General features: G+C 75.2%; 13 protein-coding genes. 5 read left to right on the top strand and 8 right to left on the bottom strand.

The window, feature by feature from the left end; genetic code table 11:
• From QNH85_RS03315 to QNH85_RS03300, 4 genes are all read left to right on the top strand, one after another.
• Entirely contained in the window at nucleotides 1-1719 is a 1719-nt protein-coding gene (locus QNH85_RS03315) for a permuted SH3 domain-containing protein (protein WP_282944615.1), read from the top strand.
• Entirely contained in the window at nucleotides 1716-2444 is a 729-nt protein-coding gene (locus QNH85_RS03310; RefSeq protein WP_282944614.1) for an ABC transporter ATP-binding protein, read from the top strand. The genes QNH85_RS03315 and QNH85_RS03310 overlap by 4 nt, the downstream gene beginning before the upstream one ends.
• Entirely contained in the window at nucleotides 2441-3700 is a 1260-nt protein-coding gene (locus tag QNH85_RS03305) for an ABC transporter permease (protein ID WP_282944612.1), read from the top strand. The genes QNH85_RS03310 and QNH85_RS03305 overlap by 4 nt, the downstream gene beginning before the upstream one ends.
• Nucleotides 3701-3928: 228 nt before the next feature.
• Entirely contained in the window at nucleotides 3929-5932 is a 2004-nt protein-coding gene (locus QNH85_RS03300) for a PKD domain-containing protein (RefSeq protein ID WP_282944610.1), read from the top strand.
• Between the two features lie 60 nt (nucleotides 5933-5992).
• On the opposite strand, the gene QNH85_RS03295 is transcribed toward QNH85_RS03300, so the two are convergent.
• The 6 genes from QNH85_RS03295 to QNH85_RS03270 all read right to left on the bottom strand — a co-directional run bounded on the left by QNH85_RS03295 (nucleotide 5993) and on the right by QNH85_RS03270 (nucleotide 12166).
• Nucleotides 5993-6424, bottom strand: coding sequence for a heat shock protein transcriptional repressor HspR (locus tag QNH85_RS03295; RefSeq protein WP_213282290.1), 432 nt, complete (start codon nucleotides 6422-6424; stop codon nucleotides 5993-5995).
• Between the two features lie 46 nt (nucleotides 6425-6470).
• The gene (locus QNH85_RS03290) at nucleotides 6471-7475 is read right to left on the bottom strand and encodes a DnaJ C-terminal domain-containing protein (protein WP_282944607.1); all 1005 of its coding nucleotides are present in this window, start codon (nucleotides 7473-7475) and stop codon (nucleotides 6471-6473) included.
• A 145-nt stretch (nucleotides 7476-7620) separates the two neighbouring features.
• Complete coding sequence (locus QNH85_RS03285) at nucleotides 7621-8256, bottom strand: nucleotide exchange factor GrpE (protein ID WP_282944605.1); 636 nt, start codon at nucleotides 8254-8256, stop codon at nucleotides 7621-7623.
• Nucleotides 8253-10115, bottom strand: a complete 1863-nt coding sequence (dnaK, locus tag QNH85_RS03280; RefSeq protein WP_282944603.1) for a molecular chaperone DnaK — start codon at nucleotides 10113-10115, stop codon at nucleotides 8253-8255. The genes QNH85_RS03285 and dnaK overlap by 4 nt, the downstream gene beginning before the upstream one ends.
• 187 nt (nucleotides 10116-10302) lie before the next feature.
• On the bottom strand, nucleotides 10303-11574 hold the full coding sequence (locus QNH85_RS03275; RefSeq protein ID WP_282944601.1) for a DUF418 domain-containing protein: 1272 nt from the start codon (nucleotides 11572-11574) through the stop codon (nucleotides 10303-10305).
• Nucleotides 11575-11683: 109 nt separating this feature from the next.
• Nucleotides 11684-12166 carry a MarR family winged helix-turn-helix transcriptional regulator gene (locus QNH85_RS03270; RefSeq protein ID WP_282944599.1) on the bottom strand — a complete coding sequence of 161 codons (483 nt, stop codon included), beginning with the start codon at nucleotides 12164-12166 and terminating at the stop codon, nucleotides 11684-11686.
• An 89-nt stretch (nucleotides 12167-12255) separates the two neighbouring features.
• On the opposite strand from QNH85_RS03270, the gene QNH85_RS03265 reads away from it, so the two are divergent.
• Nucleotides 12256-13134 (top strand): alpha/beta fold hydrolase, encoded by an 879-nt coding sequence (locus QNH85_RS03265; protein ID WP_282944597.1) that lies wholly within the window; start codon nucleotides 12256-12258, stop codon nucleotides 13132-13134.
• Between the two features lie 30 nt (nucleotides 13135-13164).
• On the opposite strand, the gene QNH85_RS03260 is transcribed toward QNH85_RS03265, so the two are convergent.
• Together QNH85_RS03260 and QNH85_RS03255 are read right to left on the bottom strand one after the other, a co-directional pair.
• Nucleotides 13165-14094 (bottom strand): GyrI-like domain-containing protein, encoded by a 930-nt coding sequence (locus QNH85_RS03260; protein WP_282944595.1) that lies wholly within the window; start codon nucleotides 14092-14094, stop codon nucleotides 13165-13167.
• 99 nt (nucleotides 14095-14193) lie between these two features.
• Complete coding sequence (locus tag QNH85_RS03255) at nucleotides 14194-14607, bottom strand: hypothetical protein (protein ID WP_282944593.1); 414 nt, start codon at nucleotides 14605-14607, stop codon at nucleotides 14194-14196.
• Nucleotides 14608-14667 lie beyond the last annotated feature (60 nt).

Raw genomic sequence — 14667 nt, 5'->3', positions numbered from 1 at the left:
GTGCGGACGGCGCAGGACACCGGCACCGAGGACCTGAGCGAGGCGGACGCCGGCCGTCGCGGCGCGCTCGGCACGTGGTGGCGCAGCGGCAACCGCACCCTGCCCCTGCTGGGCGCCGTCGCGGTCGTCAGCCTGGTGGCGGGGCTGGGGCTGAGCCGGCTCGTGATCAACCCGGCCGACGCCGCGGCCCGGACCGCGCCGCCGGCCGCCGGCCCCATCACCGTCCCGGTCGAGAGCCGGGAGCTCAGCAACGACGTGACCATCCGCGGCGACGTGGTGTTCGACGGCGCCGCCGAGGTGCGGGTCGAGACGGCCGACCTGGGCGAGCGCGCGGTCGTCACCGGCCAGGTCCCGGAGGTCGGCGCGACGTTCGACCCCGGTTCCGTCGCCCTGGAGATCGCCGGGCGGCCCGTCATCGTGCTGCCCGGGGCACTGCCGACCTACCGGACGCTCCGCGTCGGCGTCTCCGGGCCGGACGTGCTGCAGCTCAAGGCCGCCCTCGGGGCGCTGGGCATCGGCGCGGGCGACCCGGCCTCCGACGACTACGACGCGGCGACGGCCGCCGGCGTGGCGGCCCTGTACCAGCGGGTCGGCTACCCCGTGGCGCCGGCCTCGGACGAGGAGACGGAGGCGGTCGACGCCGCCGAGCAGGCCGTGCGCTCCGCCCAGGCGGAGGTCGCCGCGAGCGAGGGCGCGCTGAGCGGCGCCGGCCGCGGGGGGACGACGAACGCCCAGGTCGCCGAGGCGGACGCCGCGGTTCGCGCGGCGCAGCGTGCCCGCGAGGTCGCCGAGGCCGCGCTCGCCGACCTCCAGGCGGGGTGCGGCACGGGAGTGGTCACGGAGTGCGGGTCCGCCGCGTTCGCCGCCGCACGCAACGCCGTCGCGGACGCCGCCGACCAGGTCGGCGTCGCCGCCGCGGCCCGGGCCCAGCTCGACGCCGCGCCCGACACCTCCGCCGAGCGCGCGGCCGTGACCGCGGCGCGCCAGGCGCTCGCCGACGCCCGGACGACCCTGACCGAGGCCCAGCAGCAGACCCTGACGACCCTGCCCGCGAGCGAGGTCGTGTACCTGGAGACGCTGCCCCGGCGCGTGGACTCCGTGGACGTCCGCCGCGGCGGCACCGTCGACGGCCCGGTGATGAGCGTCTCGGGCGCCACCCTGCAGGTGGAGGCGAGCGCCGCTCGCGCCGACGCCGCCCTGCTCACGGTCGGCGCCACCGGCACGGTCGTCGCCGGGGACCTGGAGGTGCCCGTCACCGTCACGGAGATCCGCGCGGCGGGCGACGCCGCAGGCTCCGGCGGCTCGGGCGACTCCGGTGAGGGGGACGGCGAGGGCGACGGAGCGTCCGGCGACGGCGAGTCGTCCGCCGGCCGCTCCACGATCGTCCTCGTCCCCGGCGAGCTCCCGCCCGAGCAGGTCGCGGCCCTCCAGGGCAGCAACGTCCGGGTGACCATCCCGGTCTCGTCCACGGGCGGCGCGGTGCTCGCCGTCCCGCTCGCCGCCCTCACGGCCGGCCCCGGCGGCGAGTCCCGCGTGGAGGTCATGGACGACGACGGCACCACCGCCCTGGTCGAGGTGACCACCGGCCTGGCCGCCGACGGGTACGTCGAGGTCACGGGCGTCGAGCGGGGCCTGTCCGAGGGCGAGCTCGTCGTCATCGGCGAGGTCGGCTCCGGCGACGAGGCGACCGCCGCCCCGACGTCCGGGGCGGACGGGTGACGGAGCTCGAGGCCCGGCTCGACCCCGTCGAGCCGGGCGAGCTCGCGCCGCCGCCGCCCGTCGTGGAGCTGCGGCAGGTCACCCGCGTGTTCCCGGGCGACCCGCCGGTGCACGCCCTGCACGCCAGCGACCTGCGCGTGGACTCCGGCGACTACCTCTCCGTCGTCGGGCCCTCCGGTTCCGGCAAGTCGACGCTGCTCAACCTGCTGGGGCTGCTGGACCGGCCGAGCTCGGGCGAGTACCTGCTGGACGGCGTCCCGACCGGCACGTCCTCCGAGGCGGTGCGCTCGGCCCTGCGCGGCGGCCGCATCGGCTTCGTGTTCCAGTCGTTCCACCTGCTCCCCCACCGCACGGTGCTCGACAACGTCCTGCTGGCCACCCTGTACAGCGGCGTGCCGCGCGCCGAGCGCCGGGAGCGGGCCCTGGCGGCGCTCGACCGGGTGCACCTGTCGCACCGGCTCGGGTTCCGGCCGACCGTCCTGTCCGGCGGCGAGCGGCAGCGGGTGGCCGTCGCCCGGGCCGTCGTCACGTCCCCGCAGGTGCTGCTGGCGGACGAGCCCACCGGCAACCTCGACACGCACAACTCCGCCGACGTCCTCGACCTGTTCGACGAGCTGCACGCCGACGGCCTCACCCTCGTCGTCATCACCCACGACGCCGCCGTGTCCGCCCGGGCGCAGCGGCGGGTGCGCATCGCCGACGGCCGCCTGAGCGAGATCGCATGAGGGGCGCCGTGCTGACCGCGCCGCCCCGGCCGCCCCGCGCGGACCGGTTCGGGCTGCGCGACCTGGTCGGGGAGGCCGCCGCCGGCGTCGACGCGCGGCCCGGGCGGCTGTTCCTCACCATCCTCGGCACGGTGCTCGGCATCGCGTCCGTCGTGGTGACCGTGGGTCTCGCGCAGACCGCGGCCGGGCAGATCGCCCGCCAGTTCGACGCCGTCGCCGCCACGCAGGCCATGGCCACCGCGAGCACCACCCGCACGGCCGACGGCTCCCAGCGGGCGAACGCCCCCCTGCCGTGGGACGCCGACGAGCGCGCCGGGCGCCTCGCCGGGGTGGAGGCCGCCGGCCTGGTCGCGGCCGTCGACACCGGGGACGCCACCGTCACCGCCGTGCCCGTGAACGACCCGTCCCAGCCGGAGCCGGTGTCCCCGCCGGTCCTCGCCGGCAGCGGCGGGCTGCTCGACGCCGTCCGCGGGACCGTCGTCACGGGCCGGTTCTTCGACGCGGGTCACGACGTGCGCGCGGACCGGGTGGTCGTGCTCGGCGCGCGCGCGGCGGACCGGCTCGGCGTGGCCCGCGTGGACCGCCAGCCGTCGGTGTTCATCGGCGACCGCTCCTACACGGTCATCGGGGTCGTGGACGACGTGCGGCGGCGCAGCGACCTGCTCGACGCCGTGATCCTGCCGCTGGGCACCGCCCGGGCGGACTTCGGGCTCGCCGCCCCCGAGGAGCTGCACCTGCGCATCGCGGTCGGCGCCGGGCCGGTCGTCGGCGACCAGGTGCCCGTCGCGCTGAGCCCGAACGCCCCCGAGACCGTCACCATGCAGGTCCCCGCGAGCGGCTCCCGCGTGCAGGAGTCGGTCCAGGCGGACGTCAACACGATCTTCCTCGCGCTCGGCGGCGTCGCCCTGCTCATCGGCGGGCTCGGCATCGCGAACGTCACGCTGCTGTCCGTGATGGAACGCGTCGGGGAGATCGGTCTGCGGCGCGCCCTCGGTGCGCGGCGGCGGGACATCGGCGCGCAGTTCATGCTCGAGTCCGTCGCCGTCGGCCTGCTCGGCGGGCTCATCGGGGCGGCGCTCGGCGTCGCGACGGTCGTGATCGTGTCGGCCGCGCAGTCCTGGACGCCGATCCTCGACACGGCGGTCGTGCTCGCGTCCGCCGCCGGCGGCGGGGTCATCGGCCTGCTGGCGGGGATCTACCCGGCGCTCAAGGCGGCCTCGGTCGAGCCGATCACCGCGCTGCGCGGCGGCGTCTAGGCGCCTTTCCCGAGAACGATCACCTCTCCTCCACACGAAGCACCTTCCCGGCACCCGCTGACCTCGCGTTCGCCGACGCCGGAGACGCCGCTGGCCTGCACCTTCGCGCACCGTCCCGCAGTGCGTGGGCCCTTGGGCCCGGGGCGCGCGAGGCGGGGATGTGATCCTGGATATCGCCCCCTCATTCGTCGCCCCGTGAAGGGACGTGAACAATTGATGCGATTTCCGGTGCATTCCGGACACACCCGGCGCGCGACCAGGCGGGTCGTCGCCGCGGTGCTCACGACGGTCCTCGTCACGGTCGGCCTGACCGTGGGGGCGACCGGGGCGAGCGCCGCGCCGGACGACGCGCAGACCGTGTTCCTGGCGGACAGCCAGCGCGACCGGTCCGGACTCCTGCCGGCCGGTGCCTCGACCTGGAGCCAGCAGGACCTGCCCTCGCCGGTGACGGGCGTCGTGCTGGACCCGACCGGGGCGACCGCCTACTACGCGTCGTACGCGCCCCCGCGCCTCTACCGCGTCGACACCGCGTCCGGCGCCCTCACCGGCACGCTGGACATCGGGCCGCACCAGCCGTGGATCTCGGGCAACCCGATGGCGCTGTCCCCGGACGGGTCCACGCTGTACCTCGCCGGCTACGGCGGCACGGTGGGGGTGGTGGACGTCGCCTCGTTCACCCTCCGGGAGGCGTTCACGTTCGACGGCGCGGCCACGGCCCGGCAGATCCGCGGGGTGGCGGTCAGCCCGGACGGCAGCCGGCTCTACGCCGCGGACCGGCGCGGCAACCGCGTGCTCGTGGTCGACGCGGCCACCGGGACGGTCACCCGCACGGCGTCGCTGTTCAACGCCGCGGCGATCGCCGTCGCGCCCGACGGGGTGGTCGCGGTGAGCAGCGACACGCCCGGCGCCTCCAGCCGTCCCGCCCTGCTGCTCCTCGAGCCCGACGGGGCCGTCCGCGCCAGCACGCCGCAGGCGACCCTCGGGGACAACGCGACGAACGGCCTGTCGGACGTGGCCTTCTCCCCGGACGGCTCTGTCCTGTACGGCGTCACCCGGGTCCGGGGCGAGGTCGTCGAGGTCGATCCCGCGACCGGCGCGCTCCTCACGTCCCCCGCCCCGAGCGGCACCACCGACCTCTACGGCGTCGGCAACCACCTCGCGCTCAGCTCCGACGGTGAACGCCTCTACCTGCAGCACGCGACAGGGGCGCTGCGCTACGACACCGCCGCGCACGCGTTCACGTCCGACCTCGGTGCGACGGGCACGCAGAACGTCGAGATCGCCCTGGCGCCCGACCAGGCACCGACCGCCGCGTTCACGGTCGACCCCGCGCCTGCCGGTGGGGCGACGACGTTCGACGGCTCGGCGTCGACGGCCGTCACGGGTTCCGTCGCCACCTACGCCTGGGACTTCGGCGACGGCAGGACGGAGACGACGACCACGCCCGAGGTCTCCCACGTGTACGACGAGGCGGGGACGTACACCGCGACGTTGACGGTCACCTCGTCGGGCGGCACCTCGACGAGCGTCCTGTTCACCGGGCAGGCGGTCGCGCGCAACGGCGGTCCCTCCGCCGTCACCCGGCGCTCCGTGCCGATCGGGTCCGCGCGCACGCCGGTCACGCCCGCTCCCCCGGTCGAGACACCGGCCTCGTGCGAGGGCGACCCCACCACCACCGTTCTCGTGCCCGATCAGCCCGGGGTGACCTACCTGGCCGGCGGCGTCCCGGCCGGCGGGGGCGACCGGTTCACGATCACCGCGGACGACCCCGTCCTGACCCTCACGGCGGTGGCGGGTCCCGGTGCCGAGCTCGCCCCGGGCGCCGTCGCCAGCTGGACCTTCACCTACGTCGACCCGGGCTGCGACGCCGCCACCACCGAGGTCACGGCCGCCGCGCCCGTCGAGACGCCCGCCACCTGCACCGCAGACCCTGGTGCGGCCACCATCAGGATCCCCGCGGCAGCCGGCGTGGACTACTTCCGCGACGGCGCACCGGTCTCGGGAACGGTCACGCTCACGGCGGCCGACCCGGAGCTGACGGTCACCGCGGCCGCCCGGCCGGGGCACGTGCTGACCTCGGAGGCCCGCTGGCACTACCGGTACCTGGAGCCCGACTGCCCGCCCCTCGCCGTCACCGGCTGGGACGGTGGGACGCTGCTGCGCCACGCCGCGGTGCTCCTCACCGTGGGCGCGGGCCTGGCGGTCCTGTCCCGCCACCGCGGCCGCGCCTGACGGCGGGGCACGACGGCACCGGGACGCGCGGTCCTCGCGACCGGGCGTCCCGGTGAGGCGTCAGCGACCGCCCGGCCGCCAGAGCACGATGGCCCCAGCCTGCCGCTCGGCGTCGCCGGCGGGTTCCCGCGCGGCGCGCCGCTGCCCGCGGCCCATCGCCACCACGTCCCCGGAGGGGTGCGCGGTGAACACCCGTCGCCCGGGCTCGGCGAACGCCCGCAGGTACTCGACCTGCCGGCGCAGCCGCTCCACCTCGTTCTCCAGCTCGAGGATCCGCTTGATCCCCGCGAGGTTCACGCCCTCCTCCTGGGAGAGGCGCTGCACCTCGCGGAGCGTGGCGATGTCCCGCAGGGAGTACCGGCGGCCGCGCCCGCGGGTGCGGCCGGGCTGCACGAGCCCCAGCCGGTCGTACTGCCGCAGGGTCTGCGGGTGCATCCCCGCGAGCTCGGCGGCCACGGAGATCACGTAGACCTGGGCCTCGTCGGACACCATCACGACCACCTCCCCGGGATCCGTCGGGCGACCGGCGCCGCCCGCCTCACTCCTTGGCGCGCGCGAGCAGCTCGGCCCGCGGGTCCTCGCCGGACGTCGCGATGCCGAACGCCTGCACGGCCTCCTTCGCCGCCGCGCTGAGCCGCTGCGGCACGACCACCTGGACCGTGACGAGCAGGTCCCCGGTGCCGGCGGGCGTCTTCACGCCGCGGCCCTTGACGCGCAGGGTGCGCCCGGACGGCGTGCCCGCGGGGATCTTCAGCCGCACGGAGCCGCCGTCGAGCGTCGGCACGGCCACCTCGGCGCCCAGCGCCGCCTCGTCGAACGCGACCGGCAGCGTCACCCGCAGGTTGGACCCGTCGAGCGCGAACACCGGGTGCGGGGTCACGCGGACGGTCACCTCGAGGTCGCCGGCGGGTGCGCCGTTCTCCCCGGGCCGGCCCTTGCCGCGCAGCCGGATCTTCTGCCCGTCGCGCACGCCGGCCGGGATGCGGGCCTTCACGGTCCGCCCCTCGACGCCGAGAGCCACGGTCGAGCCCTCGACCGCCTGCCGGAACGGCAGGGTCGTCACGGCGGACAGGTCGGCGCCGCGTCGCCCGCCGCGGGGCTGGCCGAAGCCGCCACCGCCGCCGCCGAAGAGCCCGCCCAGCAGGTCCTCGAACCCGCCGTTGCCGCCGCCGCCGGTGCTCGCGCCCTGCGGGAACCGCACGCGGCTGCCGCCGCCGGCACCGCCGAACACGCCGCCGAACAGGTCCTCGAAGCCGCCGGCCTGCGCGCCCCCGGGGCCGCCGGCACCGGCGCGGAACCGCGCCCCGCCGGCCATCGCGCGCAGCTGGTCGTACTGCTGGCGCTGCTCGGGGTCGGACAGCACGGCGTACGCCTCACCGACCTCCTTGAACTTCGACTCCGCGACGGCGTCCCCCGGGTTGTGGTCGGGGTGCATCGTCCGCGCGAGCTTGCGGTACGCCTTCTTGATCGTCGCGGCGTCGGCGTCCTTGGAGACGCCGAGCACGGCGTAGAAGTCCTTCTCCAGCCAGTCCTGCCCGCTCATCACGCCTCCTTCCTCGTCGTCGTCCCGCTCATCCTGGCCTGTGCCGGCGCCTGCGCGGGCCGTTCCGCGGTCAGGGGCGGGGTGAACCCGGCGGGCACGGCCGCGTCGCTGCGCGGCCGTGCCCGGCGGGTCCTGCTGCTGGTCGTCACGCCTCCGGGTCGACCACGGCCACCCGGGCGGCCCGCACGATGCGGTCGCCCATCCGGTAACCGGGCTGGAGGACCTGCTGCACGGTGGGCTCCGTGACGTCGGCCGAGTGGCCGTGCATCAGGGCCTCGTGCACCGTCGGGTCGAACGCCTCACCGGCGGAGCCGTACCGCTCGATGCCGAACCGGCCGAGCGTCGCCTCCAGCTTCTCGGCGATCGACGCGAACGGTCCGACCAGGTCGCCGTGCTGGCGGGCCAGCTCGATGTCGTCGAGGACGCTGATCAGCGCCTCGGCGACCGCGGCGACGCCCTGGTCCCGGGCGGAGGCCGCCTCGGTCTTGGACCGCTTCACGTACGCCGAGTACTGCTGCTCGAGGTTGAAGTAGTCGGCGTTGCGCCGCTGCAGCTCGTCCAGCCGCTCGGCGGCCAGCTTCTGCGCCTCCACCAGGCCCTCCAGCACCACGGCCTCCTCGGCGGCGTTCGCCGCCTCCTCGGCCTCGGCGAGGACCTGCTCCTCGGGCGTCGGCTCGCGCAGCTGCCCCGTCTCCGGGTCGATGCGGCGCTTGTCGGTCACGCGGGGGCCCTCCTCGGGGTCGGGCTGACCCGACCCCGAGGCGGTGAACTCGTCGCTCACTTCTTCTCACCCTCGTCGTCGACGATCTCGGCGTCCACCACGTCGTCGTCCTGCGACGCACCGGCGTCCGCCGCGCCCTCGGCCGGCTGCTCACCGGCGGGGGCCTGCTGGTTCGCGGAGTACAGCGCCTCGCCGATCTTCTGGCTGGCGGTGACCAGGGCGGTCTGCTTGGCGGTGACCTCGGCGAGGTCGGTGCCCTCCAGCGCCTTCTTCAGGTCGTCCACCGCGGAGCGGACCTCGGACTTCACGTCGTCGGACAGCTTGTCGTCGTTGTCGGTCAGCAGCTTCTCCGTGGAGTACACGAGCTGCTCGGCGGAGTTGCGGGTCTCCGCCTCCTCGCGACGCTGCTTGTCCTCGGCGGCGTGCGCCTCGGCCTCCTTGACCATGCGGTCGATCTCGTCCTTCGGCAGGCCGGAGCCGCCGGAGATCGTCATCGACTGCTCCTTGCCCGTGCCGCGGTCCTTGGCGGACACGTGCACGATGCCGTTCGCGTCGATGTCGAAGGTGACCTCGACCTGCGGGACGCCGCGCGGGGCCGGCGCGATGCCGGTCAGCTCGAACGTGCCCAGCGGCTTGTTGTCCCGCGCGAACTCGCGCTCGCCCTGGAACACCTGGATCAGCACCGACGGCTGGTTGTCCTCGGCCGTCGAGAAGATCTCGCTGCGCTTGGTCGGGATGGCGGTGTTGCGCTCGATGAGCTTGGTCATCACGCCGCCCTTGGTCTCGATGCCGAGGCTCAGCGGGGTGACGTCGATCAGCAGGACGTCCTTGCGGTCGCCCTTGATGACACCGGCCTGCAGGGCGGCGCCGACGGCCACGACCTCGTCCGGGTTGACGCCCTTGTTGGGCTCCTGGCCACCGGTGAGCTCGCGCACGACGTCGGCGACCGCCGGCATGCGGGTCGAGCCGCCGACGAGGACGACGTGGTCGATGTCCGCGACCTTGATGCCGGCGTCGCGGATGACCGCGTGGAACGGCGCCTTGGTGCGCTCGAGCAGGTCGGCCGTCATCTGCTGGAACTGCGCCCGGGTGAGCTTCTCGTCCAGGTGGATGGGGCCGTTCTCGCTCATGGACAGGTACTGCAGGCTGATGCTGGTGCTGGTCGCGGACGACAGCTCCTTCTTGGCCTGCTCCGCCGCCTCGCGCAGCCGCTGCACGGCGATCTTGTCCTTCGACAGGTCGACGCCGGTGGAGTTCTTCACCTGGCCGACCAGCCAGTCGACGATCCGGTTGTCCCAGTCGTCGCCGCCGAGGCGGTTGTCGCCGGAGGTCGCGCGGACCTCGATGGTGGAGAAGTCGTCGTCCTTGCCCACCTCGAGCAGGGAGACGTCGAACGTGCCGCCGCCGAGGTCGAAGACGAGGATGAGCTCGTCCTCCTTGCCCTTCTCGAGGCCGTAGGCCAGGGCCGCCGCGGTGGGCTCGTTGACGATGCGCAGGACGTTGAGGCCCGCGATCTGGCCGGCGTCCTTGGTCGCCTGGCGCTCGGCGTCGTTGAAGTACGCCGGGACGGTGATGACCGCGTCGGTGACGGGCTCGCCCAGGTACTCCTCGGCGTCGCGCTTCAGCTTGCCGAGGACGCGGGCGGAGATCTCCGGCGCGGAGTACTTCTTGTCGTCGATCTCGACGGTCCAGTCCGTGCCCATGTGGCGCTTGACGGACGAGATGGTCCGGTCGACGTTGGTGACGGCCTGGCGCTTGGCGACCTCGCCGACCAGCACCTCGCCGGTCTTGGAGAACGCGACGACCGACGGGGTCGTGCGGGCGCCCTCGGCGTTGGCGATGACGGTGGGCTCGCCACCCTCGAGGACGGCGACCACCGAGTTCGTGGTGCCCAGGTCGATACCGACTGCTCGTGCCATGTGAGTGCCTCTTCCTTCGTCGTGCTGCGTCGCCCGGCGCTCGCGTCGCGCACGGGACGCGGCGCTCCGGACTGCCTTGAGCCTGCTGCACTCAAGTCTGCGACGCGGTCGCGCTCCTGGCAACTTCGCGCCGGCAAACTTGAGTCCACCCCGCTCAACATGGCGACCGGCGCGGGCATTCCCGGGGTCATGACGCGGACGGCAGGGCCGACGTGGCGGCCGGCCGCACCTCCGCCCGCGGCCGGCCGTAGGCGACTCGCCGGAGGGCCACCTCGAACGGCCCCCTGCTCCCGGCCCGGCGCAGCGCGACGGCGACCGCCACCGTGACCAGCCACACCCCGACGGCGAGCAGGGCGGCCTGCGCGGTGGACATGCGTCCGCCCAGGCCCAGCCCCCAGTCGCTCAGGAGCGGCGCGAAGATCACCGACTGCAGCAGGTAGCAGGTCAGGGACCGCTCACCCACGGCCGTGACCGCGGACACGACGCCCCGGCCGGTCCGCCCGCCCCACACCGCGGCGACCCAGCCGAACAGGCACACGTAGCCCAGGCCCATCACGTCCCCGGCGACGTGGTGGACCAGCTCGGCGAGCGCGAGCGGCGTGTGCCCCGGACGCCACACCTGCGCGACGGCCAGCGCGTACGGGAGGCTGCCGACGAGGCTGAGCGCGGCCGCCCCCGCGGCGACCTGCCCGAGCCGACGTCGGTGCTCGGCCGGCCGCGTGAGCCAGCCGGCCCGCGCCAGGAGGATCCCGACCACGAGGTGCGGGACGAACATCAGCGTCAGCGTGTACAGGGTCGTCACGGTCGCCGTCGCGCCGACGCGCTCCAGCGCCGAGGACAGGTACGTCGTCGTCGCCTCCGCCCCGGCGACGTCGCCGGCCCCGGGGTCCGAGGGCAGGAGCAGGACGATCCCGCCGACGGTCATCGAGACGGCGTACGCGACCCCCGCCCACCACAGCAGGGCCGTGCGGGAGCGGTGCAGGAAGAGCAGCGCCACCAGACCGGCGGCGCCGTACGGGGCCAGGATGTCGCCGCCGTAGAGCAGGGCCGCGTGCAGCAGCCCGAGGACGACGAGCCCCACGCCGCGGCGCACGAGGACCCCGCGCGTCGCCCTCCGGTCGGCACCCCGCGCGGCGAGCCGCCCCGCGATCGTCGCCAGCCCGAAGCCGTAGAGGATCGCGAACATCGGCCTGCTGTGGCTGTCGGCGACGAGCGTGACGACGCCGTCGACGAGGTGGTCCAGCGCCGAGCCGCCGGCCGGGCGCCCACCGGCCTCGTTCCGGCCGTCGTCCGACCAGAGGTAGCCCCACACGTTCGCCGACGCGATGAGCAGCAGCAGCATGCCGCGGGCCAGGTCCGGCGCGAGCGAGCGCGGCGGAGGTGGCGGCGCAGGAGCCGCGGACCTCCGCGCCGGGACGCCTCCCGGCATCAGCGCCGTCGCGGTCTCGTCGTGGCTCATGACCCTGAACGCTAGGGACGCGGACGAAGCCGCCCCATGGGGCAGACCCCCGGATCCGCAGGGAGGCAGGCCCGCGGGTGGCGCCCGACGGCACCCGCCTCGCGGCCGGCTACTCCTCGATCGCGGCCGGGTCCCGGCCGACCCAGCCGGGTGCGCCCGGGTTCACCGTCGCGTCGCCGACGAGCGTCGCCAGGCTCGCCTCGAGGTGCGCGAGCTCGGCCGTGCCCAGCCGCTCCTCCCACCGGGCGCGGAGGTCCTGGAAGACCGCTTCACCCTCCCGCAGGACGTCGAACCCGCGGGCGGTCACCTGGAGCCGCTTGCGTCGGGCGTCGGCGGGGTCCGGGTCGCTCGACACGTACCCGCGGTCGACGAGCACCGCGACGGTCTTCGCGGCCGCCTGCTTCGACACGGAGAGGCGCCGGCCGACGTCGGACGTGCTGTCGGCGCCCGCGATGATCGCGCGCATCGCGAACTCGTGGGTCGGGCGGAAGTCGTCGTAGCCGCGCGCGGCCAGCTCGGCCATCGCGCCGTCCACGAGCGCGCGGAAGCCGCCGAGCAGCAGCAGCGCGAGGTCGGCGCCGGATCGCGACATGCGCAGCAGCCTAGGGCGACCGGTGGACGTGGACAACCACGTTGTCTACAGTGATCGACAACCCGGTTGTCCACTAGGAGGAGCTCACCATGACCACGCACGCGACCATCCCCGCCGTCACGCACCACACGGCACCGATCAACGGGGCGCAGATCCACTACGTGACCGCCGGCGCCGCCGGGTCGCCGATCCTGCTCGTGCACGGGTTCCCGGAGACGTGGTGGGCCTTCCACCGGCTCATCCCGCTGCTCGCCGAGACGCACCGGGTCGCCGCCGTGGACCTGCGCGGCTTCGGCGACTCCAGCACCGCCGGCGACGACCACGACAGCGCGACCGCCGCGGAGGACCTGCACGGGCTGATCGAGCACCTCGGCTGGGGCCCGGTGCACCTCACCGGGCAGGACATCAGCGGCGGGGCCGTGTTCCGGCTCGCCGCCGCGCACCCGGAGGACGTCCTCAGCCTCACGGCGATCGAGATGGGCCTGGCCGGGTTCGGCCTGGAGGGCCTGGCGGACGTCACGCACGGCGGCTCCTGGCACATCGGCGTGCTGGCGGCCGGCGGTATCCCGGAGCTGCTGCTCGCGGGCCGCGAGCGCGAGCTCCTCGGGCAGTGGGCCTTCCCCAGCATGACCGCCGTCGCCGGGTCCGTCACCGACGCCGACGTGGACGAGCTCGCCCGCACCTACGCCCGCCCCGGCGGCTGGCGCGGCGCCGTCGGCCTCTACCGCTCGATGCTGGCCGAGGGCGACGACCTCAGGGCCCTGGCCGGGTCCAGCCCCCTGACGGCGCCCGTGCTGGCCGTCGGCGCCGGTGGTGGACCGTTCACCTCCGCGACGCTCGAGCAGGTCACGGCCGGCGAGGTCACCGCGGTCCAGCTCGACGGCGTCGGCCACTACGCGGCCCTGGAGGCCCCGGACGCGCTGGCGGCGGCGATCCTCGACTTCACCGGGTCCGTCGAGTCGGCGTGACCACGGGGCGCCGCCGCCGGCACGTCCGCCTCAGCCGGCCTCCACCGGCAGCCACAGCTCGACCGTCGCGGTGCTGAAGTCCTCTGCGCGGTCGAGCACCGCGACGACCTCGGGGCCGGCTCGCAGGCGCCACGGGTTCGACGGGAACCACTCGGTCGCCGTCGCCGCCCACAGGTCCTGGAGCGCCGCGGGGTAGGGGCCGGCAGCACGGAAGACCGCCCACGACCCGGCCGCCACGGCGAGCACGTCGAGGTCGCCGGGGACGTCCACCGCGTCCGTGACGGCCACGCCGTGCAGATAGGTCAGGTCGGTGCCCTCGCGGCGGTCGGGGTCGAGGTCGGCGCTCACGGCGAGCAGGCCGCGGGGCTCGGTGTCGCCGAGGGCCTTCAGCCGCAGGTGCTCTTGCGGGTCCAGCGAGGCGACGTGCCGCTGGACGGCGGGGTTGACCCCCTCGTGCACGAGGGGGACGCGGGTGGCGTGCCCCGCAAGGCGGAAGTCGGGGCGGGACACGATGCGGACGTCCATGGGAGATGCTCCTTCGACGGTCAGGCGGAACCTCAGGCGAGGCTGGGCGCGGAAGGGGCCACCGTCACGTCGTGCCCTGCCCGGGCTGATCCCGTGCACGGCCTGGAACGCGCGGCCGAACGCCTCGGCCGACCCGTAGCCGTAGCGCACGGCGATGCCCAGCAGGTCCTCGGACCGGCCGACGACGTCCGCCGCGGCCACCGTCATCCGCCGGCGGCGCACGTACTCCGACAGCGGCATCCCGGCCAGCGACGAGAACATGCGCCGCAGGTGGTACTCGGTGGTCCCGACGGCGGTGGCCAGGCGGGCGACGTCGAGCTCCTCGGTGCGGTCGGCCTCGGCGAGGTCGGCCTCGGCGAGGTCGGCCTCGACGAGGTCGGCCTCGACGAGGTCGGCCTCGACGAGGTCCACGAGCCGGTTGAGCGAGGTGATCACGGTGCTCCCTTCCGCCCACGACTCTGCCGCGCGCGGACGCCGCAGGACCCGATCATCGCGGTCCGGTGCGATCAGGCGCCCGGCACTCGGCGCGACGGGTCAGTCGACGTCGAGCGACAGCAGCAGGATCTCCCGGTCCACCGCGGCGGGCGGCCCCCACACCGTCAGTCCCTCGTCGGTCCGCAGCCAGGCGACCGTCCCGTCGCCGCCCCAGTTCGAGGCCCCCCACTCCTCGCCGGGCCGGTCCGTGCTGCTGGCCGACCCGTTCGCCACGCCCACCTCGAACGTCTGCCCGTCGGGGAACATCAGCCTCCAGCCGCGCAGGTCGCACTTCGTGTGCTCGGCGAGCTCCTCGACGGGGAGCACCCGCACGTGCCGGCACAGCGGCAGCGTGCCGCGGACGTCCACGCCGGTCGGGGCGCAGCCGGCGACCACGAGCACCGACAGCGCGAGCGTCACCAGGACCGGACCCGCGCCGTCCCCGCGCATCGCCCTGACCAGCGCCGTCCTCACCGCGACCCACCCACGGCGCGATCGTACGGCTCGCCCCGCTGACGCCGAGGCGGAACCGAG

It is taken from the genome of Cellulomonas endometrii, assembly GCF_949769265.1.
Classification (GTDB): Bacteria; Actinomycetota; Actinomycetes; order Actinomycetales; family Cellulomonadaceae; genus Cellulomonas; species Cellulomonas endometrii.
The sequence above is the reverse complement of the archived record's forward strand: the minus strand, read 5'-3'. Positions and strand labels throughout refer to the sequence as shown.

Bases quoted from the DNA above. Each gene is read 5' to 3' on its own strand.
- dnaK (WP_282944603.1), bottom strand. From the start codon at position 10,115: ATGGCACGAGCAGTCGGTATCGACCTGGGCACCACGAACTCGGTGGTC.
- QNH85_RS03275 (WP_282944601.1), bottom strand. From the start codon at position 11,574: ATGAGCCACGACGAGACCGCGACGGCGCTGATGCCGGGAGGCGTCCCG.
- QNH85_RS03265 (WP_282944597.1), top strand. From the start codon at position 12,256: ATGACCACGCACGCGACCATCCCCGCCGTCACGCACCACACGGCACCG.
- QNH85_RS03290 (WP_282944607.1), bottom strand. From the start codon at position 7,475: ATGAGCGGGCAGGACTGGCTGGAGAAGGACTTCTACGCCGTGCTCGGC.
- QNH85_RS03270 (WP_282944599.1), bottom strand. From the start codon at position 12,166: ATGTCGCGATCCGGCGCCGACCTCGCGCTGCTGCTGCTCGGCGGCTTC.
- QNH85_RS03305 (WP_282944612.1), top strand. From the start codon at position 2,441: ATGAGGGGCGCCGTGCTGACCGCGCCGCCCCGGCCGCCCCGCGCGGAC.
- QNH85_RS03295 (WP_213282290.1), bottom strand. From the start codon at position 6,424: ATGGTGTCCGACGAGGCCCAGGTCTACGTGATCTCCGTGGCCGCCGAG.